The organism is Rhizobium sp. YTU87027, from assembly GCF_050644135.1.
Classification (GTDB): Bacteria; Pseudomonadota; Alphaproteobacteria; order Rhizobiales; family Rhizobiaceae; genus Rhizobium.
On the sequence record NZ_CP098440.1, the window covers coordinates 1337185 to 1361912 of the forward strand.

At 60.0% G+C, this 24728-nt stretch carries 27 protein-coding genes; 18 read left to right on the plus strand and 9 right to left on the minus strand.

Translation table 11 applies throughout. From position 1 onward, the window contains the following. Nucleotides 1-25: 25 nt before the first annotated feature. The 5 genes from NBG89_RS06760 to NBG89_RS06780 all read left to right on the plus strand — a co-directional run bounded on the left by NBG89_RS06760 (nt 26) and on the right by NBG89_RS06780 (nt 2715). Nucleotides 26-280: a GlsB/YeaQ/YmgE family stress response membrane protein gene (locus NBG89_RS06760; protein WP_431322180.1), complete on the plus strand. Its 255-nt coding sequence runs from the start codon at nt 26-28 to the stop codon at nt 278-280. A 75-nt stretch (nt 281-355) separates the two neighbouring features. Beyond that, on the plus strand, nt 356-604 hold the full coding sequence (locus NBG89_RS06765) for a GlsB/YeaQ/YmgE family stress response membrane protein (RefSeq protein WP_431322181.1): 249 nt from the start codon (nt 356-358) through the stop codon (nt 602-604). A gap of 42 nt (nt 605-646) precedes the next feature. Further along, on the plus strand, nt 647-1618 hold the full coding sequence (gene lipA, locus NBG89_RS06770; RefSeq protein WP_431322182.1) for a lipoyl synthase: 972 nt from the start codon (nt 647-649) through the stop codon (nt 1616-1618). Nucleotides 1619-1689: 71 nt separating this feature from the next. Continuing rightward, a complete protein-coding gene (locus NBG89_RS06775) occupies nt 1690-2262 on the plus strand; it encodes an AAA family ATPase (protein WP_431322183.1) in 573 nt (190 codons plus the stop codon). Between the two features lie 9 nt (nt 2263-2271). Beyond that, a complete protein-coding gene (locus tag NBG89_RS06780) occupies nt 2272-2715 on the plus strand; it encodes a type II toxin-antitoxin system RatA family toxin (RefSeq protein ID WP_431322184.1) in 444 nt (147 codons plus the stop codon). Here the strand turns inward: NBG89_RS06780 and NBG89_RS06785 are convergent. Both NBG89_RS06785 and NBG89_RS06790 read right to left on the minus strand, forming a co-directional pair. After that, nucleotides 2706-3206, minus strand: a complete 501-nt coding sequence (locus NBG89_RS06785) for a CinA family protein (protein WP_431322185.1) — start codon at nt 3204-3206, stop codon at nt 2706-2708. The genes NBG89_RS06780 and NBG89_RS06785 overlap by 10 nt on opposite strands. A gap of 1 nt (nt 3207) precedes the next feature. Further along, nucleotides 3208-4419 carry a bifunctional 2-C-methyl-D-erythritol 4-phosphate cytidylyltransferase/2-C-methyl-D-erythritol 2,4-cyclodiphosphate synthase gene (locus tag NBG89_RS06790; RefSeq protein WP_431322186.1) on the minus strand — a complete coding sequence of 404 codons (1212 nt, stop codon included), beginning with the start codon at nt 4417-4419 and terminating at the stop codon, nt 3208-3210. Nucleotides 4420-4654: 235 nt separating this feature from the next. Here NBG89_RS06790 and dusB point away from each other — a divergent pair, with 235 nt between their 5' ends. The 8 genes from dusB to hflX all read left to right on the plus strand — a co-directional run bounded on the left by dusB (nt 4655) and on the right by hflX (nt 14690). Continuing rightward, on the plus strand, nt 4655-5581 hold the full coding sequence (gene dusB, locus NBG89_RS06795; RefSeq protein ID WP_431322623.1) for a tRNA dihydrouridine synthase DusB: 927 nt from the start codon (nt 4655-4657) through the stop codon (nt 5579-5581). Beyond that, nucleotides 5578-6732 (plus strand): two-component system sensor histidine kinase NtrB, encoded by a 1155-nt coding sequence (locus NBG89_RS06800; RefSeq protein WP_088694922.1) that lies wholly within the window; start codon nt 5578-5580, stop codon nt 6730-6732. Before dusB ends, NBG89_RS06800 begins: the two co-directional genes overlap by 4 nt. Further along, a complete protein-coding gene (gene ntrC / locus NBG89_RS06805; RefSeq protein ID WP_088694923.1) occupies nt 6729-8180 on the plus strand; it encodes a nitrogen regulation protein NR(I) in 1452 nt (483 codons plus the stop codon). The genes NBG89_RS06800 and ntrC overlap by 4 nt, the downstream gene beginning before the upstream one ends. Nucleotides 8181-8371: 191 nt before the next feature. Next, entirely contained in the window at nt 8372-10642 is a 2271-nt protein-coding gene (locus NBG89_RS06810) for an ATP-binding protein (RefSeq protein ID WP_431322187.1), read from the plus strand. Then, on the plus strand, nt 10632-11996 hold the full coding sequence (locus tag NBG89_RS06815) for a sigma-54-dependent transcriptional regulator (protein ID WP_431322188.1): 1365 nt from the start codon (nt 10632-10634) through the stop codon (nt 11994-11996). Before NBG89_RS06810 ends, NBG89_RS06815 begins: the two co-directional genes overlap by 11 nt. A 65-nt stretch (nt 11997-12061) precedes the next feature. Beyond that, nucleotides 12062-12925, plus strand: coding sequence for a D-amino-acid transaminase (locus NBG89_RS06820; protein WP_431322189.1), 864 nt, complete (start codon nt 12062-12064; stop codon nt 12923-12925). A gap of 110 nt (nt 12926-13035) precedes the next feature. Continuing rightward, nucleotides 13036-13278 (plus strand): RNA chaperone Hfq, encoded by a 243-nt coding sequence (gene hfq, locus NBG89_RS06825; RefSeq protein ID WP_003539403.1) that lies wholly within the window; start codon nt 13036-13038, stop codon nt 13276-13278. A gap of 77 nt (nt 13279-13355) precedes the next feature. After that, complete coding sequence (hflX, locus tag NBG89_RS06830; RefSeq protein ID WP_431322190.1) at nt 13356-14690, plus strand: GTPase HflX; 1335 nt, start codon at nt 13356-13358, stop codon at nt 14688-14690. A gap of 98 nt (nt 14691-14788) precedes the next feature. Here hflX and mazG read toward each other — a convergent pair whose 3' ends face one another. After that, on the minus strand, nt 14789-15622 hold the full coding sequence (gene mazG, locus NBG89_RS06835; protein ID WP_431322191.1) for a nucleoside triphosphate pyrophosphohydrolase: 834 nt from the start codon (nt 15620-15622) through the stop codon (nt 14789-14791). A 6-nt stretch (nt 15623-15628) separates the two neighbouring features. Beyond that, nucleotides 15629-16216, minus strand: coding sequence for a nucleoside deaminase (locus NBG89_RS06840; RefSeq protein ID WP_431322192.1), 588 nt, complete (start codon nt 16214-16216; stop codon nt 15629-15631). Between the two features lie 262 nt (nt 16217-16478). Here NBG89_RS06840 and cysG point away from each other — a divergent pair, with 262 nt between their 5' ends. Genes cysG through NBG89_RS06865 form a run of 5 tightly spaced genes read left to right on the plus strand, consistent with a single transcriptional unit; the run spans nt 16479 to nt 21683 of the window. After that, nucleotides 16479-17915 carry a siroheme synthase CysG gene (cysG, locus tag NBG89_RS06845; RefSeq protein WP_431322193.1) on the plus strand — a complete coding sequence of 479 codons (1437 nt, stop codon included), beginning with the start codon at nt 16479-16481 and terminating at the stop codon, nt 17913-17915. A 2-nt stretch (nt 17916-17917) separates the two neighbouring features. Then, nucleotides 17918-18232 (plus strand): DUF2849 domain-containing protein, encoded by a 315-nt coding sequence (locus tag NBG89_RS06850; RefSeq protein WP_431322194.1) that lies wholly within the window; start codon nt 17918-17920, stop codon nt 18230-18232. 8 nt (nt 18233-18240) lie between these two features. Then, the gene (locus NBG89_RS06855) at nt 18241-19911 is read left to right on the plus strand and encodes a nitrite/sulfite reductase (RefSeq protein ID WP_431322195.1); all 1671 of its coding nucleotides are present in this window, start codon (nt 18241-18243) and stop codon (nt 19909-19911) included. 10 nt (nt 19912-19921) lie between these two features. Continuing rightward, nucleotides 19922-20434 (plus strand): DUF934 domain-containing protein, encoded by a 513-nt coding sequence (locus NBG89_RS06860; RefSeq protein ID WP_431322196.1) that lies wholly within the window; start codon nt 19922-19924, stop codon nt 20432-20434. A 37-nt stretch (nt 20435-20471) separates the two neighbouring features. Beyond that, nucleotides 20472-21683 carry a UbiH/UbiF family hydroxylase gene (locus NBG89_RS06865; protein ID WP_431322197.1) on the plus strand — a complete coding sequence of 404 codons (1212 nt, stop codon included), beginning with the start codon at nt 20472-20474 and terminating at the stop codon, nt 21681-21683. On the opposite strand, the gene NBG89_RS06870 is transcribed toward NBG89_RS06865, so the two are convergent. The 5 genes from NBG89_RS06870 to NBG89_RS06890 form a co-directional block, all read right to left on the minus strand. Then, nucleotides 21663-22613 (minus strand): AEC family transporter, encoded by a 951-nt coding sequence (locus NBG89_RS06870; RefSeq protein WP_431322198.1) that lies wholly within the window; start codon nt 22611-22613, stop codon nt 21663-21665. The genes NBG89_RS06865 and NBG89_RS06870 overlap by 21 nt on opposite strands. A gap of 40 nt (nt 22614-22653) precedes the next feature. Then, nucleotides 22654-23403, minus strand: coding sequence for a cytochrome c biogenesis CcdA family protein (locus tag NBG89_RS06875; RefSeq protein ID WP_431322199.1), 750 nt, complete (start codon nt 23401-23403; stop codon nt 22654-22656). 182 nt (nt 23404-23585) lie between these two features. Beyond that, a complete protein-coding gene (locus NBG89_RS06880) occupies nt 23586-23873 on the minus strand; it encodes a hypothetical protein (protein WP_431322200.1) in 288 nt (95 codons plus the stop codon). Between the two features lie 190 nt (nt 23874-24063). Next, nucleotides 24064-24291 carry a hypothetical protein gene (locus NBG89_RS06885; protein WP_088694970.1) on the minus strand — a complete coding sequence of 76 codons (228 nt, stop codon included), beginning with the start codon at nt 24289-24291 and terminating at the stop codon, nt 24064-24066. A gap of 202 nt (nt 24292-24493) precedes the next feature. Continuing rightward, nucleotides 24494-24649: an entericidin gene (locus NBG89_RS06890; protein ID WP_088694936.1), complete on the minus strand. Its 156-nt coding sequence runs from the start codon at nt 24647-24649 to the stop codon at nt 24494-24496. Nucleotides 24650-24728 lie beyond the last annotated feature (79 nt).

Sequence of the window (24728 nt, forward strand, 5' to 3'; positions counted from 1 at the left end):
CTGGAAAGAACGGAAGGAAATCATCATGTCTATGGGTACGCAGACACTGCTTATCTTTCTCCTGATCGGCCTGGTGGCGGGGTTCCTCGCAAGCCTGGTTGTCGGGGGAGGTGGATTGATACGGTGCCTGCTGAGCGGCATCATCGGCGCGTTCGTCGGAGGCTTTCTCTTCAACGCGCTCGGAATATCGCTTGGTATCGACAATGCGCTTGTGGTGCAGATCATTTACGCAACCGTCGGAGCCATCATCGTGGTTCTGATTGCAAGGGCGATAGCATAGCGCGTCCCGAAGAACGCAAAGCGGTTTTCGGGTAAGACGCAGGCTGAACACGAGACTTTATAGGGCGAGGGCAGGATGGAAGGTATAGGCTGGATCGCAGCGATCATCATCGGCGGTTTTGCGGGTTGGCTCGCAGGCAAGCTGATGGAGGCCCGTTACGGTATATTGCTGAACATCGTGCTCGGCATCGTCGGCTCCGTCGTTTCAACCGCGATTCTCACGCAATTTCATATAGAGGTGGCCGGCGGCAGGCTCGGCTACTTCATCACGGGTTTTCTTGGTGCCTGCTTGCTGATATTCGTCGCGCGGCTCGTCCGCCGATAGATTGGGCTTTTGCCGCATGGAGCGGCGGAGATTTGAACTGCCATGGTAACCATTCTCGACACGATCAATCCTGACGCCAAGCGTGTGCGGCATCCGGAAAAGGCGCATCGCCCGGACACCGAAGTCATGCGCAAGCCGGATTGGATCCGCGTCAAGGCGCCGACCTCCAAGGGATACGCGGAGACGCGCTCGATCGTGAAGGAGCACAAGCTCGTCACCGTTTGCGAGGAAGCGGGCTGCCCCAACATCGGCGAGTGCTGGGACAAGAAGCACGCGACCTTCATGATCATGGGCGAGATCTGTACCCGCGCCTGCGCCTTCTGCAATGTTGCGACCGGCAAGCCGAACGCGCTCGATATGGCGGAGCCCGAGAACGTCGCCAAGGCCGTCAAGCAGATGGGCCTCAGCCACGTAGTCATTACATCAGTCGACCGTGACGATCTGGAAGACGGTGGTGCCGAACATTTCGAGAAGGTGATCTGGGCGATCCGCGCAGCATCGCCGACGACCACCATCGAGATCCTGACGCCTGACTTCCTAAAGAAGCCGGGTGCCCTGGAGCGCGTCGTTGCCGCCAAGCCCGACGTCTTCAATCACAATATGGAGACAGTCGCAGGCAACTACCTGACGGTTCGCCCCGGCGCTCGCTATTTCCACTCCATCCGCCTGCTGCAGCGGGTGAAGGAAATGGACCCTACCATGTTCACCAAATCGGGCATCATGGTCGGCCTCGGCGAAGAACGAAACGAAGTGTTGCAGCTGATGGACGACCTGCGAACCGCCGACGTCGACTTCCTGACGATCGGCCAGTACCTGCAGCCGACCCGCAAGCACCACGCGGTGATGAGCTTCGTCACCCCGGACGAGTTCAAGTCCTACGAAACGGTAGCCTACACCAAAGGCTTCCTGATGGTGGCTTCGAGCCCGCTGACCCGTTCGTCGCACCATGCCGGCGACGACTTCGCACGCCTGAAGGCCGCACGCGAGAAAAAGCTGCTGATCGCAGCGGAATAATCAACGAGCGCTTGCAATTTTCGGAAGCCGCGGCGATTTTTCCGCGGCTTTTGTTTGCGGAGGCGACGAGGATGCCCGCCTATATCGACGATACACGGGAAGCCGCCGGACTGCTGCGGCAATCCGAGCGCATTATGGTCATCGGCTGCTCGGGCGGCGGCAAGAGCACCTTGTCGCGAAAGTTCAGCAGCCGGCTCGATCTTCCCTATTTCTCCATGGACAAAGAGTTCTTCTGGCTGCCGGGCTGGGTCAAGCGCGCGAAAGATGAAGAACGCCGCCTGATCACCGAGGTTGTCGCCGGCGAACGTTGGCTCATGGACGGAACCGGCCCGTCGACCTTCGATATTCGTGTGCCACGCGCGCAACTGGTCATCTGGGTACGTATGCCGCGCTGGCTTTGCCTGTGGGGTATCTGCAAACGCGCTTTGTTCCATTTCGGCAGGACGCGGCCGGACATGGCACCCGGATGCCTGGAGCGCCTGCCGGACCGGGAGTTCCTCAGCTACATATGGACGTTCGAGAAGCGATTCACGCCTCTGGTAATTGCCGGACTCGACAGGCACGGACCTGATGTCCCGGTTTTTCAGCTGAAAAGCCGGCGAGAGCTGGACCACCTTCTTGATCTTCTCGGCGCTCCCACTTAACTGCCGATCATGCCCCAGTTCGAAACGCATCACTCCGTCCCGCATTCCGCCGACCAGATGTTCGACCTCGTTGCCGACGTCGAGCACTATCCGCAGTTCCTGCCACTCTGCGAGGCGCTGAGCATTCGCAGCCGCAAGGAGCGTGATGGCAAGATTCTGCTGATCGCCGATATGACCGTCGGTTACAAGGCGATCCGCGAAACCTTCACGACACAGGTGCTGTTGAATCGCGCCGAACGCCTCATCGAGGTCAAGTATATCGACGGGCCGTTTCGCTATCTCGACAATCGCTGGCGCTTCGAAGAAACGGCAACGGGCAGCAACGTCCACTTCTTCATCGACTACGAGTTCAAGAGCCGCATCCTAGGGGCTGTCATGGGCTCGATGTTTGACCGTGCCTTCCGCATGTTCTCCGAAGCCTTTGAAACGCGCGCGACGAAGATTTACGGCTGAGCCAGTTGCTGGATCATGCCAAGCGCGGTCCTGACTGTTGCGAGGCGCACCTCATCGCGACCGATATCGCCGTAGAGCATCTTCCGATGAACGAGGCTCCCTCTGCGCGACTTGGCGGCGAGGTGGACGAGACCGACCGGCTTTTCGGCCGACCCGCCTCCGGGACCGGCAATGCCCGTCACGGCAACAGCGATGACCGCTTGAGACCGGAAGAGGGCGCCATGCACCATCTGCCGTGCCGTCTCTTCCGAGACAGCGCCGAAGCGGATCAGCGTCTCTTCCTGCACGCCAAGCATCTCCATCTTGGCGGTGTTGGTATAGGTGACGAAGCCTCTGTCCACGACTGCCGACGATCCTGAAATCTCCGTAAGCGCGCTTGCTATCAATCCGCCGGTGCAGGATTCTGCCGTCGAGACCATCAGCCCGGCAGCGGTGAAGTCGCGAACGATGGCTTCGGCTTGCGCGACGATATCCGCCGGGAAGATGCTCATCTCAGCTTTCCCTGTAGACGACGGTTGCAGTGGCGATTGCGGCTATTCCCTCGCGGCGACCAACAAAGCCGATCTTCTCGTTCGTCGTCGCTTTGACCGAGCAACGATCGATAGAAATGCCCAGGAACTCCGACAGCTTGGCACGCATCTCGTCGCGATGTGGCCCGACTTTCGGCGCCTCGGCGATCAGTGACACGTCGGCGTTCATGATCGTGCCACCGCGTTCGCGGACGATCTTCGCCGCATGTTCGATGAAGATGCGCGATGGCGCGCCCTTCCATTGTGGATCCGACGGCGGAAAATGATCGCCGATGTCGCCCGCCCCACAGGTGGCCAGAAGCGCGTCGGTCAAGGCGTGCAGGGCCACGTCGGCGTCCGAGTGTCCCTTGAGTTTCTGGTCGTGGGGAATGAAAACGCCGCAGAGCGTCACGCCATCGCCGGGCTCGAGCTGATGAACATCATAGCCGTTTCCGGTGCGAACATCGGGGAGCGCCTGTCCTGAAAGTCTGCTGTCTGCCATTGCAATGTCCCGTTTGACCGTCAGTTTCACGTTGTCCGCCAGACCTTCGACGATCCGCACCGGCACGCCGGCCCATTCGGCGATGGCGGCATCGTCGGTGAAATCCGTCAGGTTTGCGGCGGCCGCCTTTTCGTGGGCGGCGAGGATAGGTTCGAATGCGAACGACTGTGGCGTCTGCGCTGCGTAGAGCTGAGAGCGGGAAACGGTATCGAGCACCGTTCCGTCGAGGTCGGCTCGCTTCAGCGTATCGGCGACGGGCATGGCTGGGAGAATTGCCGGCACGCCCTGCAGGAGCATGCCAGCGATGCGATCGAGAAGGGCATGGTCGAAGAAGGGTCGCACAGCGTCGTGGATCAGAACGTGCGAGACGTTCTTGCTTCGCAAATGGCGCAGTCCGGCTAGAACGGATTGCTGGCGCGTCGAGCCGCCGTGAACGGCATCGATCGGCCTGCCAGACCGGACTTGACCGGCAGCTTTGGCGAACAGGGCTTCGTCGTCGGGGTGAATGACCACGACGATGTGGCTCGCGAGCTTCCAGCTGGCTAACTTCTCCAGTGTATGAGTGATGACCGGCTTGCCGCCAATTGCCCGATATTGCTTCGGGCCTTCCTCGGATGCGCCTGCGCGTTCGCCACGCCCCGCCGCCACGACGACAATACCTATTGCTGGTTGCTTTTGATGCATTTGCGGCATAAATCCTCAAAGCGCGATTTTGCACTGGTGCTTAGCGGCTTGACGCTTCGAATTCCAGCATTTGCCCGAAAAATGTCAATTCGCGCAGTGCCCTCTTGGCAAGCCATTCAAACATGTCTAAAAATAGTGCACGCATTTTGCGTGCCTGAAAGATAATCAATTGTTGGACTTTGACCTCGCATCACCTTTGCGGATCGGACCTGTGGAAGTCAGAAACCGTGTCGTCCTGGCGCCTATGTCCGGCGTGACGGACATGCCGTTCCGGCAACTGGCGTGGCGTCATGGCGCCGGGCTTGTGGTCACCGAGATGGTCGCGAGCCGCGAACTCGTCAACAGCACCGCCGAATCATGGGCCCGGCTCGAGAGCGCGGGTTTTGAGCCGCACATGGTGCAACTGGCTGGCCGCGAAGCGCATTGGATGGCTGAGGCTGCGAAAATCGCGGCTGATCACGGCGCTGATATCATCGACATCAACATGGGATGCCCGGCCAAGAAGGTGATTGGCGGTTATTCCGGCTCCGCCTTGATGCGCGATCCCGATCACGCCCTCGGCCTTATTGAGGCGACAGTCAAGGCGGTCAGCGTTCCCGTGACACTGAAGATGCGGCTTGGTTGGGATGAGAACTCGATCAACGCGCCCGAGATTGCGCGTCGCGCGGAAGAGGCGGGCGTCCAATTGATTACGATCCACGGCCGTACGCGCATGCAGTTTTACGAAGGCCGGGCGGATTGGGATGCAATACGGGCCGTCCGCGATGCCATCGCCGTGCCTCTGGTCGCGAACGGCGATGTCGAAACCGTTGAAGACGCCTACGAGATTCTGCGTCGCTCGGGAGCTGATGCTGTGATGATCGGCAGAGGCTGTCAGGGCAGGCCATGGCACGCTGGCGTACTGGCTGGCCGGACGGGACCGAAAACGTGGGACATCCCGGAAATTGCCACCGAGCACTACAGAATGATGCTCGAATTTTACGGTGAGGCAGTCGCCGTCCGCCATGCGAGGAAGCACCTTGGCTGGTATCTCGACCGGTTTGCGCCTGGTCTTGCAGTGCAGGAGAAGGCTGCGATTATGACTGCACGGGAGCCCAACGACGTCGCTGCAAGATTTTATGATGCATTGATGGCTGCGGCATCGAACACGCAGACCCGGGAGGCTGCATGACGAATGACGTGCCATCGTCGATCGACAACGGCGGTAGCGCAGTTGCGATCGCTGTACTGAACGCGATCCAGAATCCGGTTGTTATGGTCAACGAGGCTGGCCTCGTCGCTTTCGCCAATTGGGAGGCGGAAGCCTTCTTTGGCGCCAGCGCCGCCCATCTTGCCCGCTACAAGATCTCGACCTTCATCCCGTTCGGCAGTCCGCTACTGGCCCTGATCGATCAGGTTCGCGAACGCCGCGCGCCGATCAACGAGTACCGAGTCGACTTGAGTTCGCCGCGCCTCGGACAGGACAAGCTCGTCGACTTGTACGTCGCCCCTGTGGTCAGCGATCCCGGGTCGGTGGTCATCGTCTTCCAGGAGCGATCCATGGCGGACAAGATCGATCGCCAGTTGACGCATCGCGCAGCCGCCCGCTCGGTTACGGGACTTGCCTCCATGCTGGCGCATGAGATCAAGAATCCGCTTTCCGGGATTCGTGGTGCGGCACAGCTGCTGGAGCAATCGGTCGTCGATGACGACCGCGCCTTGACGCGGCTGATCTGCGACGAAACGGACCGCATCGTCTCGCTCGTGGATCGCATGGAGGTCTTCTCGGACGAGCGCCCCGTCGATCGGATGCCGGTCAATATTCACTCCGTTCTTGATCACGTTAAAGCCGTGGCGAAGGCGGGATTTGCGCGGCACCTCCGCATCACCGAGAACTATGACCCGTCACTGCCATCGGTGTACGCAAACCGCGATCAGCTTGTTCAGGTGTTCCTCAATCTTGTGAAGAATGCTGCCGAAGCCGTCGGCGATCGCCCGGATGGCGAGATCGTTTTGACGACGGCCTACCGCTCGGGCATTCGCCTATCGGTCGCCGGGACTCGCGAAAAGATTTCGTTGCCGCTGGAGTTTTGTGTTCAGGACAACGGTCCCGGCGTGCCGGCGGACCTACTGCCGCATCTGTTTGATCCATTCATTACGACCAAGACGAACGGCAGTGGCCTCGGCCTGGCGCTCGTCGCGAAGATTATCGGAGATCATGGCGGCATTATTGAATGCGACAGCCAGAACAACCGCACGACATTCCGCGTCTTGATGCCCGCCTCCAAGGACGCATCGATGGAAGACGCAACGACCATAACTCCCACAGGACCTACTCGATGACAGCAACGATCCTCGTCGCGGATGATGATGCGGCAATTCGTACCGTGCTTAATCAGGCTCTGAGCCGCGCCGGCTATGATGTGCGAATTACCTCCAACGCCGCCACGCTCTGGCGTTGGGTGTCGGCAGGCGAGGGCGATCTCGTCGTAACCGATGTCGTGATGCCGGACGAAAATGCCTTTGACCTGCTGCCGCGGATCAAGAAGGCGCGCCCGGATCTCCCCGTCCTCGTCATGAGCGCGCAAAACACCTTCATGACGGCGATCAAGGCTTCCGAGAAAGGCGCCTACGATTACTTGCCGAAGCCGTTCGACCTGACGGAACTGATCGGCATCATCGGTCGTGCGCTGGCCGAGCCGAAGCGCAGGCCGGCCAAGCTTGACGAGGATATGCAGGACGGAATGCCGCTTGTCGGACGTTCGGCTGCGATGCAGGAAATCTACCGTGTCCTTGCGCGCCTCATGCAGACCGACCTGACGCTGATGATTACTGGCGAGTCCGGCACCGGCAAGGAACTCGTAGCCCGGGCGCTGCACGACTACGGCAAACGCCGCAACGGGCCGTTCGTCGCGATCAACATGGCGGCGATCCCGCGCGACCTCATCGAATCCGAGCTGTTCGGCCACGAGAAGGGCGCTTTCACCGGCGCCCAGACACGTTCCACCGGTCGCTTCGAGCAGGCCGAGGGCGGCACGCTGTTCCTCGACGAAATTGGTGATATGCCGATGGATGCGCAGACGCGTCTGCTGCGTGTGCTGCAGCAGGGTGAATACACCACCGTCGGCGGTCGCACGCCGATCCGTACCGACGTTCGCATCGTCGCCGCGACAAACAAGGATCTGAAGCAAGCGATCAATCAGGGGCTTTTCCGCGAGGACCTGTACTACCGCCTGAACGTCGTACCGTTGCGTTTGCCGCCGCTGCGCGATCGCGCGGAGGATATCCCGGATTTGGTGCGCCACTTCGTTCAACAGGCCGAAAAGGAAGGGCTCGGTTCCAAGCGCTTCGATCAGGAAGCGCTCGATCTGATGAAAGCCTACGCCTGGCCGGGGAACGTGCGCGAACTGGAGAATCTCATTCGCCGGCTGATGGCACTTTATCCACAGGATGTGATCACCCGGGAAATCATCGAAGCCGAGCTCCGGTCCGATGTGCCGGACAGCCCAATAGACAAGGGTCCGATCCGTTCTGGCAACATGACGATCGCCCAGGCCGTCGAGGAAAACATGCGCACATACTTCGCCGGTTTCGGCGATGGCCTGCCGCCGCCTGGGCTTTACGATCGTGTGCTGACGGAAATGGAGTATCCCCTGATTCTCGCTGCGCTGACGGCAACACGCGGCAACCAGATCAAGGCCGCCGACCTCTTGGGGCTGAACCGCAATACGCTGCGCAAGAAGATCAGAGAGCTTGGCGTATCGGTGTACAGAAGCTCCCGTACTGCTTGACAATGTGACTGGCGACGTTGCATTTTCGCCACAATGCGTTGCTTAGAAGTCACGCATGGGGCTCGGGTTTTCGCAGCTGTCTAAGAGCGTAGCGGCACTTGTCGTTGCGTCGTGCAGGCAGGTTGGCGGCTTCCGCGCCTGTCTGCGGGGAGCGGCGGAAGCGAGTGTCTGCCGCCAGGAGAATTAAGCGAATGGAACAGGATGCAATGGCGCCTGCGGCGGAAGGCGAAGCTGTCACGGCCGTGACCGATCGCCGTGCCCTGTTTGCGCTGCCGGGCCTGATCCTTGCCGGTGGTGCGCTTCTCTGCGCCACACTGACGCTCTTCGTGCTGCTGGGGCTCACGCCGATCGCGCCGACCTACCATGTTGTCGTCACCTCGGTCGTCGTGAACTCGTTCTTCGTGCTCGGCCTGATGGCTCTTATCGCACGTGAGGTCTCCCGCCTGTTAAAGGCACGCAAACGCGGGCGCGCCGCGGCGCGCCTTCATATCCGTATCGTCGTGCTTTTCTCGATCGTCGCGATCACGCCGGCGATCCTTGTAGCAATTTTCGCCAGTATAACGCTGAACGCCGGCCTCGACCGATGGTTTGCCCTTCGTACGCAGTCGATCATCAGTTCCTCCCGCAACATCGGGCAGGCCTACATGATGGAGAATGCTAGCTACCTGCAGGGCCAGACTGTGTCGATGGCGAACGACCTCGAACGCAACAGGGCGCTGTTCAATCTTGATCGCACGGGCTTTTCCGATTTGATGACGCGACAGGCGCGCGGCCGTGGGCTGCTCGGCGCCTTCCTCGTGAAGTCTGACGGCTCGGTTATTACCCAGGCTGACATCAAGACCGAGAAGCCGCTACCGGCAATTCCCCAGGACGCGTTAGATAAAGCCGCGGCCGGGCAGCCAACCTTGATCCCGCCGGGTGTCACGAATTTGGTCGGTGCCATCATCAAGCTCGATGCTATCGACGGAGCGTTCCTTTACACGGTCCGTGCGGTCGATCCCAAGGTCATGGGCGCGATGCGTCTCATGGAGGAGAACGCTACCGAATACAAATCCATGGAGGCCGGGCGCTTCTCGCTGCAGATCGCCTTCGCGGTTCTTTACATCGGCTTTGCCCTGATCGTTCTGCTGGCTGCAATTTGGACTGCAATTGCCGTGGCTGACCGTATCGTGCGTCCGATCCGCTTGCTGATTACGGCCGCTGACAGCGTGGCCTCCGGCAATATGGATATCGTCGTGCCGGTCCATGCAGTGGACGGCGACGTTGCCAACCTCTCGCGCACCTTCAACAAGATGATCTCGGAAATTCGCACACAGCGCGACGAGATTCTCGAGGCCAAGGATGAGGTGGACGACCGCCGTCGTTTCATCGAGGCGGTTCTGTCAGGCGTAACCGCGTCGGTCATCGGCGTCGAGCATGACCGCAGGATCACCATCGTCAACAGTTCAGCGGAAGCGCTGCTGGCGTTGCCGGCGTCGGACATGCTCGGCAAGCAGCTCTCCGAGATCGCGCCCGAAGTCGATCAGGTCCTGACGGAAGCTGCCTCCCGCTATCGCGGTGATTTCCGCAAGCAGATTGCCCTTGTACGGGCCGGTACAGTGCGAACTCTGAGTGTCCAGGTGACACGCGAGGAAGTGCGCGACACGAGCGAATCCTATGTCATCACGCTCGACGACATCACCGATCTCGTCATCGCTCAACGCTCGACGGCGTGGGGTGACGTCGCCCGTCGCATCGCTCACGAGATCAAGAATCCGCTGACGCCGATCCAGCTATCGGCCGAGCGGATTCAGCGCCGCTATGGGAAGCAGATCGACCAGAATGATCGCAGCGTTTTTGACCAGTGCACGGAGACCATCATTCGACAGGTTGGCGACATTGGCCGCATGGTTGACGAGTTCTCGTCCTTTGCCCGGATGCCGAAGCCGATCAAGGAGCCGAGCGATCTGCGCAAGATCCTGCACGACGCGGTATTCCTACGCGAGATGGGCAATAGCCACGTCAGCTTCCTGCAGGAACTGGGCGACCAGCCGCTGGAAGGACAGTTTGACAGCCGCATGCTCGGTCAGGCCTTCGGCAACCTGATCAAGAATGCCGTGGAGGCCATCGAAGCTGTGCCGACCGGCGAGCGCGACGAGCGCAAGATCCTGGTTCGGGCTTCGCTCGACCCGGTGCGCGATCGCTTCACCGTGGACGTGGTCGACAACGGTCGCGGTCTGCCGGTGGAGAACCGCCACAGCATTCTGGAACCCTACATGACGATGCGCGAGAAGGGTACCGGCCTCGGTCTGGCAATCGTCAAGAAGATTATTGAGGAACACGGCGGGCAGCTCGAACTGCATGACGCGCCCGCCGATTTTGACCAGGGAAGAGGGGCCATGATCCGCGTGCATCTGCCACGTCTGGAAACCGTGCCTTCTGCCTCGGCCACAAGTGACAAGGAAAGTGTTTATGGCCTCTGATATTCTGGTCGTCGACGACGAGCACGACATCCGCGAGATCGTTTCCGGTATCCTGTCCGACGAAGGACATGAGACCCGCACGGCGCATGACAGCGACAGCGCTCTGGCTGCGATCTCCGATCGTGCGCCGAGGCTGATCTTTCTCGACATCTGGATGCAGGGGAGCAAGCTCGACGGTCTGTCATTGCTCGACGAGATCAAGACGCGCCATCCGGATATTCCCGTCGTCATGATCTCAGGTCACGGTAACATCGAGACGGCCGTTTCCGCCATCAAGCGGGGCGCGTTCGACTTCATCGAGAAGCCGTTTAAGGCCGACCGACTGATCCTGATCGCCGAACGCGCGCTTGAGAATTCGAAGCTGAAGCGCGAAGTCTCCGAGCTCAAGCGCAAGGCCGGGGACCCGGTCGAACTCATCGGTACCTCCGTTGCCGTCTCGCAGTTGCGCCAGACGATCGAAAAGGTCTCGCCGACAAACAGCCGCATCATGATTTTCGGTTCATCGGGTTCCGGGAAGGAACTCGTTGCCCGCATGATCCATAAAAAATCGACGCGCGCGAACGGTCCCTTCGTGGCGCTAAATGCTGCCAACATCACACCGGACCGCATGGAAATTGCGCTGTTCGGTACGGAAGGCTCTCCCGGACAGGCGCGCAAGATCGGCGCGCTTGAAGAGTCCCACCGAGGCATCCTCTACCTCGACGAAGTCGGCGAGATGCCGCGTGAGACGCAGAACAAAATCCTGCGCGTCCTCGTCGATCAGCAGTTCGAGCGGGTCGGCGGCTCCAAGCGGGTCAAGGTCGATGTACGTATTATCTCGTCGACGGCCTACAATCTCGAAAACCGCATCGCCGAGGGTTGGTTCCGCGAAGATCTCTATCATCGCCTTGCCGTCGTACCGGTGCGTGTGCCGGCACTCGCGGAGCGCCGTGAGGATATCCCGTTCCTCGTTGACCAGCTGATGCGGCAGATTTCCGAGCAGGCCGGCATCCGTCCGCGCCGCATCGGTGACGACGCGATGGCCGTACTCCAGGCACATGATTGGCCGGGCAACATCCGCCAGCTGCGCAACAACATTGAGCGGCTGATGATCCTTGCTCGCTCCGATGGCCCGGATGCGCCGATCACCGCCGAAATGCTGCCAACCGATCTCGGCGACATGCTGCCGAAGGTTTCGGCCAAGAACGATTACCACATCATGACGTTGCCGCTTCGCGAAGCACGCGAGATGTTCGAGAAGGACTACCTGATTGCGCAGATCAATCGTTTCGGCGGTAACATCTCGCGCACGGCGGAGTTCGTCGGCATGGAGCGTTCGGCGCTGCACCGCAAGCTGAAGTCGCTCGGCGTCTGATATCAGGGCGGCGCTGCTGCGCCGTCACTCATTCCCCTGCTTATATCCCTACGCCCAGGTTCTCCATGCCCAGAATAGCCTATGTGAACGGTCGCTATGTCACGCACTCGAATGCGATGGTCCATATCGAGGATCGAGGCTATCAGTTCGCGGATGGCGTTTACGAGGTCTGTGAAATCAGGCATGGCTATATCGTCGACCTTACGCGCCACCTGAACAGGCTGGATCGGTCGCTTGGCGAGTTGCGCATCGCCTGGCCGATGAGTCGCAATGCGTTGACCCGCGTTATTCGCGAAACGCTGCGCCGCAATCGGGTGCGCAACGGTCTCTTTTATTTGCAGATCACGCGCGGCGTCGCGCGGCGCGATCATGTATTTCCCGTGGAAGGAACCCCGCCCTCGCTGGTGATTACGGCCAAGAGCACGGACCCGTCGATCATCGCCCGGAAGAATGCGACAGGCATCAAGGCGATCACCGTTCTCGACAATCGCTGGGACCGGGTCGACATCAAGTCCGTCGGTCTGTTGCCGAACGCCATGGCGCGCCAGCAGGCGAAGGAGGCAGGGGCGCAGGAGGCGATCTATGTCGACGCCGACGGCATGGTGAAGGAGGGCGCCGCCACCAATGTCTGGATCGTTGATCGCGACGGCACGCTTGTTACGCGTCCCGCCGAACATGGCATTCTGCGCGGCATCACGCGCACGACGCTGATCGATGTCGGGGCCAAGCTTGGGTTGAAGATCGAGGAACGAAAATTCTCGGTCGAAGAGATGCTCGCTGCGCGGGAAGTCTTTATTACGGCTGCTACCAGCATCTGCTTTCCGGTTGTCTCGATCGATGGTCAGCCGATCGCAAACGGCCATCCAGGCAGCGTCTCCCAGAAAATTAGGGAGGCCTTTTTCGACGTTGCGGAAAAGATTGCGATTTGATACCAAGACGTTCTGGGCAGATGGGATGAGGGTTGTCGGCTGCCTGCAGGCGAGGTTGATTAGTATTTCACCGGCGGAATCAAGCCGGCAATAAAGAAAGAAGCGGCGCGATGGCGGAACGTTCTCAGAATCTGCAGGACTTATTTCTCAATACTGTTCGCAAGCAAAAGATTTCACTGACAATTTTCTTGATTAATGGCGTTAAGCTGACCGGGGTTGTCACCTCGTTCGACAATTTTTGCGTCCTGCTTCGCCGTGACGGCCATTCGCAACTCGTGTATAAACACGCAATCTCGACCATCATGCCCGGCCAGCCGATGCAGATGTTCGAAAGCGAAGAAGCTGCTTCCTAACAGGACCTGCAATTATCTCGACACGCGATACCAAGAACGGCTCGATCATCCCGGAGGCCGCCAAGCACCGGGATGATATGCGCGCGACTGTTGTCGTGCCTGTGCTCAAGCAGGCGCGTGCCGGGCGCGGCGCGGGTGATGGGGTGCCGGTTGTAACTCGTACGGCGGAGAGTCGTCTGGAAGAGGCGACTGGTCTCGCCCAGGCGATCGACCTCGATGTGGTGAATGGCGCTATCGTCACAGTCAACGATCCGCGGCCTGCAACGCTGATGGGCACGGGCAAGATCGAAGAGATCAAGGCGACGCTGGATGCGAATGATTCAGGCCTCGTCATCGTCGACCATCCGCTGACACCGGTGCAGCAGCGCAATCTCGAAAAGGAATGGAACGCCAAGGTCATCGACCGCACCGGTCTCATCCTCGAGATTTTCGGCCGCCGTGCTTCCACCAAGGAAGGCACGCTGCAGGTCGACCTCGCGCATCTGAACTATCAGAAAGGCCGACTGGTCCGCAGCTGGACCCACCTTGAACGTCAGCGTGGCGGCGGTGGATTCATGGGCGGTCCTGGTGAAACCCAGATCGAAGCCGACCGTCGCTTGCTGCAAGACCGTATCGTCAAGCTCGAGCGCGAGCTGGAACAGGTTGTGCGCACGCGCCAACTGCATCGCGCCAAGCGCAGGAAGGTGCCGCATCCGATCGTGGCGCTCGTCGGTTATACAAACGCCGGCAAGTCGACGCTGTTCAACCGGATCACCGGGGCAGGCGTGCTGGCAGAAGACATGCTCTTCGCAACCCTAGACCCGACGCTGCGCCGGATGAAGCTGCCGCATGGGCGCACCGTGATCCTCTCCGACACTGTTGGCTTCATTTCGGACCTTCCGACCCATCTGGTCGCCGCTTTCCGCGCTACGTTGGAAGAAGTGCTGGAAGCAGATCTCATCCTTCATGTCCGCGACATGTCCGACGTCGACAATCAGGCGCAGAGCGCGGACGTACTGCGCATCTTGAAGGACCTCGGCATCGACGAGGAAGAGGGCGACAAGCGGATCGTCGAAGTCTGGAACAAGATCGATCGCTTAGAGCCGGAAGCCCACGGCGCCATCGTGCAGAAGGCGAGCGGTGCCGAAAACGTCGTTGCCCTATCCGCAATTAGCGGCGAAGGTATCGATACGCTGATGGGCGAGATCAGCCGCAGGCTTTCCGGCGTGCTGACCGAAGCGACTGTACGCTTGCCGGTCGATAAGTTGGCGCTGCTGCCTTGGCTCTACGACCATGCGATTGTCGATAGCCGCGAAGACAACGAGGACGGTTCGATCACCTTGGATGTGCGCCTGTCAGAAACCGAGGCGGTTGAGCTGGAGCGCCGCTTGGGCAATGGGCCGAAAGCCGCTAAAGAGGACTGGGAGCGCTAGTCCAGTGGCTAAGATCTGACCGTCGCCCCGTCAATGCTGACAGGCGACCGCGGAGTCTGCGCTTACGCCGGTGATTCCGTAAGGCGAGGTCATATCGGTCAGCCTAGTTGCCGTTCGATCGCTTTCGCTGCTTGCCAGATTTCCTCCATCCGTTCCAGGCTTGCTGCCTCCAGCGTCTCACCTTCTGCATCAAGAACGGTCTCGATGTGATTGAATCTGCGGCGAAACTTCGTATTCGTCCCGCGAAGGGACTGCTCTGGGTCGGTCTTCACATGCCTGCCGATGTTGACGACGGCAAAGATGAGGTCGCCGAGCTCATCGCTGACCTTCGCCTGATCGCCTTCGGCTAAGGCGACGCGCAGCTCGCCAATTTCTTCCTCGATTTTGTCGAGGATCGGTTCGGGAGCTGACCAGTCGAAGCCCACCTTTGCAGCACGCTCCTGCAGCTTCAGCGCCTCAGTCAGGGCAGGGAAGCTCCGCTGGACCGACCCTAGGAACCCGGCTTTGAAATCCGCGCTGATACCGCGCTTGGCTCGACGTTCGGCGCGCTCGCGCTTTTCGGCTTGCTTGATGTTGTCCCACTGCTCCTTCACCGCATCCGGCGTATCTGCATCGGAGCAGGCGAACACATGCGGATGCCGGCGGATCATCTTCCCAGTGATCGCCTCGACGACATCGCCGAAGGAGAATTCGCCGGCTTCCTCGGCCATTCGCGCATGGAATACCACCTGCAGCAGTAGGTCGCCCAACTCGTCGCAGAGGTCGTCCATGTCGTAGCGTTCGATGGCATCGGAGACCTCGTAGGCCTCCTCGATCGTATAGGGCTTGATCGTCTCGAAGGTCTGGACGACGTCCCAGGGGCACCCGGTTTCCGGATTGCGGAGCGCAGCCATGATCTCGATCAGGCGCGAAATGTCTTTGGAGGCTTCCATGATCACTCAGTTCAGTGGGATATCGTTGTTGCTCTTCGATGCCTGGTAGCTGTCTGAGAGCGCGTCGTAGCGCGCCTTGATGCGTGCCGTCTGTGACTTCAGTTCGGCTTTCAGGTGATCGTCCTCGGTCTCCACGAGGTCGGCGATGGCAAAGCTGTTCCAGAACGCATTGCTGCGTCGATAACCACCCGGTTCCAGGCCGAAGACTTCCTTCAGGATCTTCAGGTCGTGGGGAATGGCGAAGGCGTCGCGCGAATCTTCGTGGCTGAAGAAATAGTAGAAATTGTCGAACCCGGCCCAGGTGATAGCCGACATGCACATGGTGCAGGGTTCGTGGGTCGATAGAAAGATCAGGTCCTTCGTAGCCGGCTTTTCGCCAAGCTCGTAAAAGCGCTTCAGCGTGTGCACCTCGCCGTGCCACAGCGGGTTCTCAAGCTCGTTGTTGGTCTCCGCAATGACGAGCGAGAGGTCGGATTTGCGCAGGATCGCGGCACCGAACACCTTGTTGCCCGCAGCGACGCCGCGCTCGGTCATCGGCAGGATGTCGTGTTCCATGACGTTGAGCAGGCGGGCGGCGATGGTCTTGTCGGACATGAATTTCTCCTTGAAGGCTGTACTCTAGCGCTAGCGGCAGTCAAGGAAAATGCCGATCAGGCCGCGTTATCGTGTTTGTCACAGGCTTTCCGCTGCGTTGCGACAGGTCCGGGTGTGTTCGTTGCGCCGCACCGGTGACTTTTACTCAAATCATTGGGAGAGCGAGTAAAAGAATACGCGCCCGCGCGGGCTTTGGAATTTCTGTTTCTTCATTTGCCTGGGCAGAGAGTGCATATTCCGGCAACTTCGAAATGGATTGACGATGCCTCCCAAGACTGAACAACTGTCGGTATTTCCTGCCTTCTTTCGCGTTGAAGGCAAGATTGCGGCCGTCTTCGGCAATGGCGACGAAGCTTTCGCGAAGGTTCGCCTGCTCTCGAACACGCAGGCGAGGATTGTTGCCTATGCGGATCGCCCTGAGGCCGATTACCACGCCTTTCTGATCGCCAATCGGATCGAGACGGTACGCGCCGGCTTTGCGGCTGAGCAAGTCCACGGGGCAACGCTTGTCTTTGCTGCGACCGGAGACGCGGCCCAAGATCGAGCCATCGTGGAGGTAGCGCGTGCCGAGAAGGTGCCCGCCAACGCCGTCGATCAGCCTGATTACTGCGATTTCTTTACGCCCGCGCTTGTCAATCGCGCGCCGGTGGCCGTCGCCATCGGCACGGAAGGTGCTGGCCCGGTGTTGGCCCAGATGATCCGCGCACAGGTCGACCAGTTGCTTGCGCCCTCGCTCGGTCGTCTGGCGGATCTCGCGATCAGCTACCGCGAGGCCGCTGAGCACCTCATCCCGAAGGGCGCTGCGCGCCGTCTTTTCTGGCGCCGCTTCTTCTCCGGCGCGGTTGCTGACGCTATTGCCAACGAGAACCTGCCGCGGGCGCGGCGTGAGGCCAATGGCTTGCTGCAGTCTGCCGAGAAGGTCGAGGGCCATGTCTGGCTCGTCGGCGCCGGTCCGGGTGCTGCGGACTTGCTGACGCTGCGCGCCCAGCGCGTGATGATGGAAGCCGATGTCATCGTCTATGACGCTCTCGTGCCGCAGGAAATCGTCGATATGGGCCGCCGTGACGCTGAGCGTCTGTCGGTTGGCAAGCGCAAAGGATGCCATTCGAAGTCTCAGGAAGAGATCAACGATCTGCTGGTATACCTCGGTCGCGAAGGCAAGCGCGTGGTTCGCCTGAAGTCCGGCGATCCGCTTGTCTACGGCCGGGCAGGCGAGGAGATGGCGGCGCTGCGGGCTGCGGGCATTTCCTATGACGTAGTTCCGGGAATCACCTCGGCTTTCGCCGCCGCCGCCGATTTCGAGCTGCCGCTGACGTTGCGCGGCGTCGCCTCCTCGCTGGTCTTCACGACTGGGCACGATCTGACGGGCGATGTCTTGCCGGATTGGGCAAGCCTTGCGGTCTCGGGCGCGACCATTGCCGTCTATATGGGCCGTACCGTCGCTGCATCCGTGGCCGAACGTCTGATGCAGGCCGGCCTTCCGGCAGAAACAACAGTTGCCGTCATCGAGAATGCCAGCCGCTCCGATCGGCGGCTGTTGCACGGGATTCTGCGGGATCTCCCCGACCTGCAGCACCGTGACGAGTTGACCGGCCCGGTTATGGTCATTATCGGCGATGCTGTCGCAGGCGCCAATTTCGAACTGTCGGAACCGCTCGTGCGCGAACGCGCCCGGTCCGAGGAATTTGCAAGGAGCTGAACATGGTGGACAAGGTCCTGACTGCCAACCGACTGACGGATGGCATCGCCGTCTGGCTGAACGCCAACGGCGAATGGGTTACCTCGCTTCAGGAAGCCCTTGTTGCTCGCCATACAGAAGCCGTCGATGCGCTAGAAGCAATTGGCAAGAAGTCCTATGCCGACAATCAGGTCGTGGACGTAGCCGTCATCGAGGTTCAGGAGAGCAACGGCGTGCTCTGGCCGCTGCGCCTGCGCGAGCGCATTCGTGCCCAGGGTCCGACCATGGAATATGCGCCGGGCTACCAGCCCGCCGACCCCGCATTCATCGCAGTCTGAGGAAGCAGATGTATCGTTACGACGAATTTGACCATGCTTTTGTCGCCGAGCGCGTCGAGCAGTTTCGCGACCAGGTGCAGCGCCGCCTTTCCGGCGAGCTCGCCGAAGACGCGTTCAAGCCGCTGCGCCTGATGAATGGCGTCTATCTGCAACTTCACGCCTACATGCTGCGCATCGCCATTCCTTACGGGACGCTGAGCTCACGCCAGGTGCGCATGCTCGCTCATATTGCGCGTAAGTACGACCGCGGCTATGGCCATTTCACAACCCGCCAGAACCTGCAGTTCAATTGGCCCAAGCTTTCCGATATCCCGGATGCACTCGCCGAGCTTGCCTCCGTCGAAATGCACGCACTGCAGACATCGGGCAACTGCATTCGCAACGTGACTGCCGACCATTTTGCCGGCGCCGCGGCCGACGAAATTGCCGATCCGCGTCCCTACGCTGAGATCCTGCGCCAATGGTCCTCGGTGCATCCGGAATTCTCGTTCCTGCCGCGCAAGTTCAAGATCGCCGTCACCGGCGCCGAGCGTGACCGTGCGGCGATCCAGGTCCACGACATCGGCCTGCATCTGAAGAAGAACGAGAAGGGTGAAATCGGCTTTGCCGTTTATGTCGGCGGTGGCCAGGGCCGCACGCCGATGATCGCCAAGCTGATCCGCGACTTCCTGCCGGAAGAGGACCTGCTGTCCTACACGACAGCGATCGTGCGTGTTTATAACCTGCACGGCCGTCGCGACAACAAATACAAGGCTCGCATCAAGATTCTCGTGCACGAAACGGGCGCGGAAGAGCTGGCGCGTCAGGTCGAGGCAGAGTTCGCTGAACTCAAGGATTCCGAACTGAAGCTGCCGGAGGCCGATGTCGAGGCTATTGCCGCCTATTTTGCGCCGCCGGCTCTGCCCGATCGTGCCGAAGGATGGGAAAACCTCGCGCGCTGGAAGAAGGCCGACCCTTCTTTCGCTCGCTGGGTGCAGCAGAACGTGCAGCCGCACAAGCATCCCGACTACGGTATGGTGACCATCTCGCTGAAGCCGATCGGTGGCATTCCGGGCGATGCTTCCGATAACCAGATGGATGCCGTCGCTGATATCGCCGAGGAATATGCCTTCGACGAAATCCGCGTCAGCCACGAACAGAACCTGATCCTGCCGCATGTGGCGCTTGCTGATCTCGAAGCTGTTTACCGCGGCCTGGTCGCCATCGGCCTTGCCGAGGCCAATGCCGGTCTTATCACTGACATCATTGCCTGTCCCGGGCTCGACTATTGCGCGCTCGCTAATGCGCGCTCCATTCCCGTTGCGCAGGAAATCTCCAGGCGTTTCGGCGATCCGGATCGTCAGGCTGAAATCGGCGAGCTGAAGATCAAGATCTCGGGCTGCATCAATGCCTGCGGCCATCACCATGTCGGCCATATCGGCCTGCTTGGCGTGGAAAAGAAGGGCGCTGAGCTCTATCAGATCACGCTCGGCGGTTCGGGCGACGAGCACACTTCGATCGGCGAGATCATCGGTCGCGGCTTCGAGCCCGACAAGGTGACCGATGCGATCGAAACGATCGTCAACACCTATCTGACAATTCGCAAGGAACCTTCGGAAATCTTCCTTGAAACCTATCGCCGCGTTGGACCGCAGCCGTTCAAGGACGCGCTGTATGGTTCAGCGGCAGAAGCGGCGTAAGGAGAGGACGATGACCAAGATCTGGAGAGAAACCGGCTTTGTCGAGAACGATCCCTGGGTGATCGAGACGGAAGAGATAAAGGCAGGCGAGGGGCAGAAGGCCCTTCTTGGCTTGGACGAACTGATCGCCAAGGCGGACGAGAGCAATGAGGTCGGCTTCGGCGTTCTGATCAAGCCGGCGGACGATGTTTGCAAGCTTGAGCCCTACCTCGACCGCCTGGAGATTGTTGCTGTTGCCTTCCCGGCCTTCAACGACGGCCGAGCCTTCAGCCATGCATCCCTGCTGCGTGACCGCCTTGGCTACACCAACGAACTGCGCGCCGTCGGCGATGTACTGATCGACCAGATTCCGCTGATGCAGCGCGTCGGCATCGACAGCTTTGCGGTGACCAACGAGACTGCGATAAAGCGTCTCACGGAGCACCGCCTGCCGGGAATTCCGCATCATTATCAACCGGCTGTGCGTGACGCGGACGCCGGCAAGGGCTATAGTTGGCGCCGTCAGGCGAAGCCGGCTGCATAAGCACCGGATCGCCGTCAAGAATCGACGGAACGGTGCAATGAAGACTTTTGAAATCGTGGTGATCGGCGGCGGCCTTGCCGGCATGATCGCCGCTATCGCTTTGGCTCGCGGCGGACGCAACGTGGCTCTTGTTGCGCCGCCGTCATCCAGCCAGGACCGGCGCACGACCGCGCTCATGGATCAGTCGATCCGTTTCCTCGACAGGCTGACCTTGTGGGAAAAGCTGCGGCCTGCTGCTGCTCCGCTTTCCACCATGCGCATTATCGACGGTACGAATCGCCTGCTGCGAGCGCCGATCACCACTTTCCGTTCCGTCGAACTCGATCTTGACGCCTTCGGCTACAACTTCCCGAACAAGGCGCTGATGGAGGTGTTGGAGGCCGCGATTGCGGCCGAAGGCAATATCACCCGCTTCACATCGTTTGCCGACCTGATCGATATCGGCACCGAATCGGTGACCATCACGCTCGCCGACGGCGAAGTCCTCTCGGCGGCCTTCGCCGTTGGCGCTGACGGGCGCAAGTCGAAGCTGCGCGAAACGGCCGGCATCGATGTGAGAACCTGGTCCTATCCGCAATCGGCCATGGTGTTGAACTTCGAACATTCGCTGCCACATGAGAATGTCTCGACCGAGTTTCATACGGAAAGCGGACCGTTCACTCAGGTGCCGCTTCCGGGCAATCGTTCCAGCCTTGTATGGGTTCAGAACCCTTCGGATGCGGTGGCGCGCAATGAACTCTCACTCGCCGAGCTGAGCAATGTCGTCGAGGAGCGAATGCAGTCGTTGCTCGGCAACGTGACCGTCGAAGAAGGCGCGCAGTTGTGGCCGCTTTCCGGCATGATGGCCCATCGCTCCGGCAAAGGCCGAGTTGCCTTGATCGGCGAGGCTTCGCACGTCTTTCCGCCAATCGGCGCACAGGGGCTGAACCTCAGCCTGCGTGATGTCATGGTGCTTTCGGATATTCTCTGCGCCCGGCCCGAACTACCGATCGCCGCCGACGCTGGCGATCGTTTCGATCGCAAGCGCCGCGCCGATATCATGACCCGCACGGCAAGCGTCGATCTTCTCAACCGCTCGCTTTTGTCCGATTTCCTGCCTGTGCAGATGATGCGCGCCGCGGGCCTTCATATCCTGTCGGCGCTGCCGCCGCTGCGCAGCATCGTCATGCGTGAGGGTATTGAACCCGGACGCAGCTTCCGGGATATTCCGGGCGCGATCAAGGGTAAGCTAAGCCGGAAGAAAGCCTGATTTGATCGCAATCAGGACGGCCGAGACGGTCACGACGGAAAGCGCCGTCGTGATCAGGATCGTCGCCGAGGCGCGCTCCTGCCAGACGCCGTATTGCTGCCCGATAACGAAGACATTGGTCGCCGTCGGCAAGGCTGCGAGCAGCACCGCCGCGTAGATCCAGATAGGATCGAAGCCGCCGACGGCCGTCAGCGCGAGATAGACGACGATCGGATGGACGATGAGCTTGGCCGGAACGATGTAGCCGATCTCAGCCGGTATGCGCTTCAGCGGCCGAAGGGCCAGCGTGACGCCCATCGCAAACAACGCGCACGGCGCGGCAGCCTGCGCGAGGTAGTCAACGAAGCGTTGGAATGCGAGCGGCTGATCGATGTGTAAGCCGGCGGCGACGAAGCCGAGCGCAGTCGACAGGATGAACGGGTGAAAGGCCACTTTCCGAGCAATATCGACCGCCAGGCGGCCGGTGGAGCGCCGGTCATCACCAGTCGCTGCCATGAGTGCCGGCGCAACGATGAAATGCAGCGCATTCTCGAGGCAGACGAGCAGCGCCACCGGCACGGCCGCACCTTCGCCGAACGCCAGCAAGGCGAGACCAGGCCCCATATAGCCGATGTTGCCGTAGGCGCCGGCAAAGGACTGAATCGTGCAGTCAGCGAGCGAGTTGCCCCGGATCCAGCGACCGATCGCAAACAATACGATGAAGATCGAATAGGTTGCCGCGAGATCGGTGGCGATGAAGTCGACCCGTGTCAGATCCTCGACGGGCGTGCGTGAGACGAGTTTGAAGAAGAGCGCGGGCAGGGCTGCATAGATGATGAAGGTGTTCATCCAGCCGAGCGCCTCTGCCGGCTGCTTCGTCACTTTCCCCTCGATATAGCCAATGAAGATCAGGCCGAAGAACGGCAGAAGCAGACTGACGATATCGGACAACGGCTATTCCAATGCAAATTTCGGCGGGGGCGATTTGCGCTTAGCCGATTTTCATCAGGATTGGAAAGGTCTGTTGGAACCAGATTGCGACGTCACTGATGAAACCGAACATGAAAGCGAGGCCGGTGAGGATCAGGAATATGCCCATGACTTTTTCGACCGTTCCCAGATGCCGGCGGAAGCGTGTCAGAAAGCCCATGAAGGCACCGGAGAAGCCGGCGGCAATCCAGAACGGAATAGCAAGGCCGAGGGAATAGACCGCCAGCAGTCCGGCACCCGAACCGACAGTCTCTCGCGAAGCCGCGACGCCGAGGATCGCGCCGAGTACCGGGCCGATACAAGGGGTCCAGCCGAAAGCGAAAGCCAAGCCCATCACATAGGCACCGGTCAGCGTCGCTGGCTTGCCGCTGCCTTGAAAGCGCGCCTCGCGGGCAAGAATTCCAATTCGGAAGATTCCCAAAAAATTCAAACCCATGATGATGATGATCAGGCCGCCGATCTTTGCCAGGAGATCGAGATGTTGGCGAAGCGCCATGCCGATGCTGGAGGCACCAGCCCCAAGTGCTACGAAAACGGTGGCGAAGCCGAGCGTGAAGAAAAGCGCTGAAAATAGCACGCCTCGTCGCGCGTCCGGGGCAACGGTGATCGTGCTGCCGCCGCGGAACTGCTCGACGGAAATACCGGCCATGTAGCAGAGATAAGGCGGAACGAGAGGCAGGACGCAGGGCGAGAGAAACGACAGAGCGCCGGCAAACAGGGCGCTCAACAAGGAAATATCGGCAATCGACACTTAGGCACTCCGGCGGCAGCACGCATGTGCGAAGTCCTATCGCAACGGAGCCATCCGAGCCAATCACCTTTTTGCGTTTTGAAGAGAAAGTAGAGGTGGCCGGGTAACTCTGGAGCCGCATTAGAATGGCGATGGCGCGACTGTCACGCGCCATCGCCATGCAACCGAAGTATCACACGACTTTAGCGGTCTCGGCAGACGGTTTTGTATTTTGTGATGTAATGATGGTGGCTCTTCTTCTGATAGGGCTGGTCCCAGCACGCCTGTTGCGCGTAACGCGGACGATAATAGTTGTCGTCATCATCATCGTCGTAGACATAACGTGGCTCGTGTCGGTAGTGGCGTGGCGGTGGCGGATCGTCATAATACTGCGGCCCGGAGCCGAACTCGAAGTATACGCCGTCCGCGAAAGCCGGTGCGCTCACGAGCAGCGTCGCAAGTCCGGCGGCTGCAACAATAAGCTTTCTCATGATCGGTCTCCATCTGTATCTGCTGACTTAACGCCTTTGGAGCGCTGTTGGTTCGACAGATTAGATGCGGCGCATGAATGCGCACTGAAACCGGCGTTCATCTTCCAGTCATGCGCCGGATGATCGCAAGAGGGTCATGATTCGATCGAGTCTGTGTGTCACGGTCACCCGCAGAGGTGAACGCCACCGTTCAGTGATCGGCGTCAGAGACATGGGGAATGTGTAATATCTGGCCGTCGATCAAGAGGAGGAAATGATCTTCATCGAGACGATTCACGATCTCGCCGTCCTCCGTCATATAATCGGTCTTGGGCGAAGCCGCGTTCTGGCCGGAAATCCTGATCTGCTGAATGACGACGTAGGTCTTCCCTCCGTCGTTCTGACACCGAAACCGCCGTTCCTCTCTATAGTTCGACATGGCTGGGCCTCCATCGCATTCCAACGGAATCTTTGCTCCCATCGATGCGATTTCAAGGCCCTCCGGCTATTTCGGGCGATTTGACGCTGCTTGAGACGCCGCATGCCGAAACACAGTTTGAAGTCCGCCAAAGATGAGCCCCGGCGGGGTTCAGCGGTTAGGCATAGGGCGCGCGCTCAATAACGGCGAGATCGTCAACAGACTAGCGGGACGCTGCGTTAGCGACGCGGTTGCCAGCGTTCTGCGTCGCATTGACGGTATTGGCCGCATCGCGACCAAAGCCCTTGATCGTGTTTGCGCACGAACTCAATGCAATGAGCACGCACAAGGCAGCAGCAACTTTCGCGGTGATCGTCATTTTCCTGTCTCCCAGTTGGAGTCGATAGGTAATGCGCGAGGCCGCAAGTTGTTCAAAATGAACCACAATTGCGTTGAGC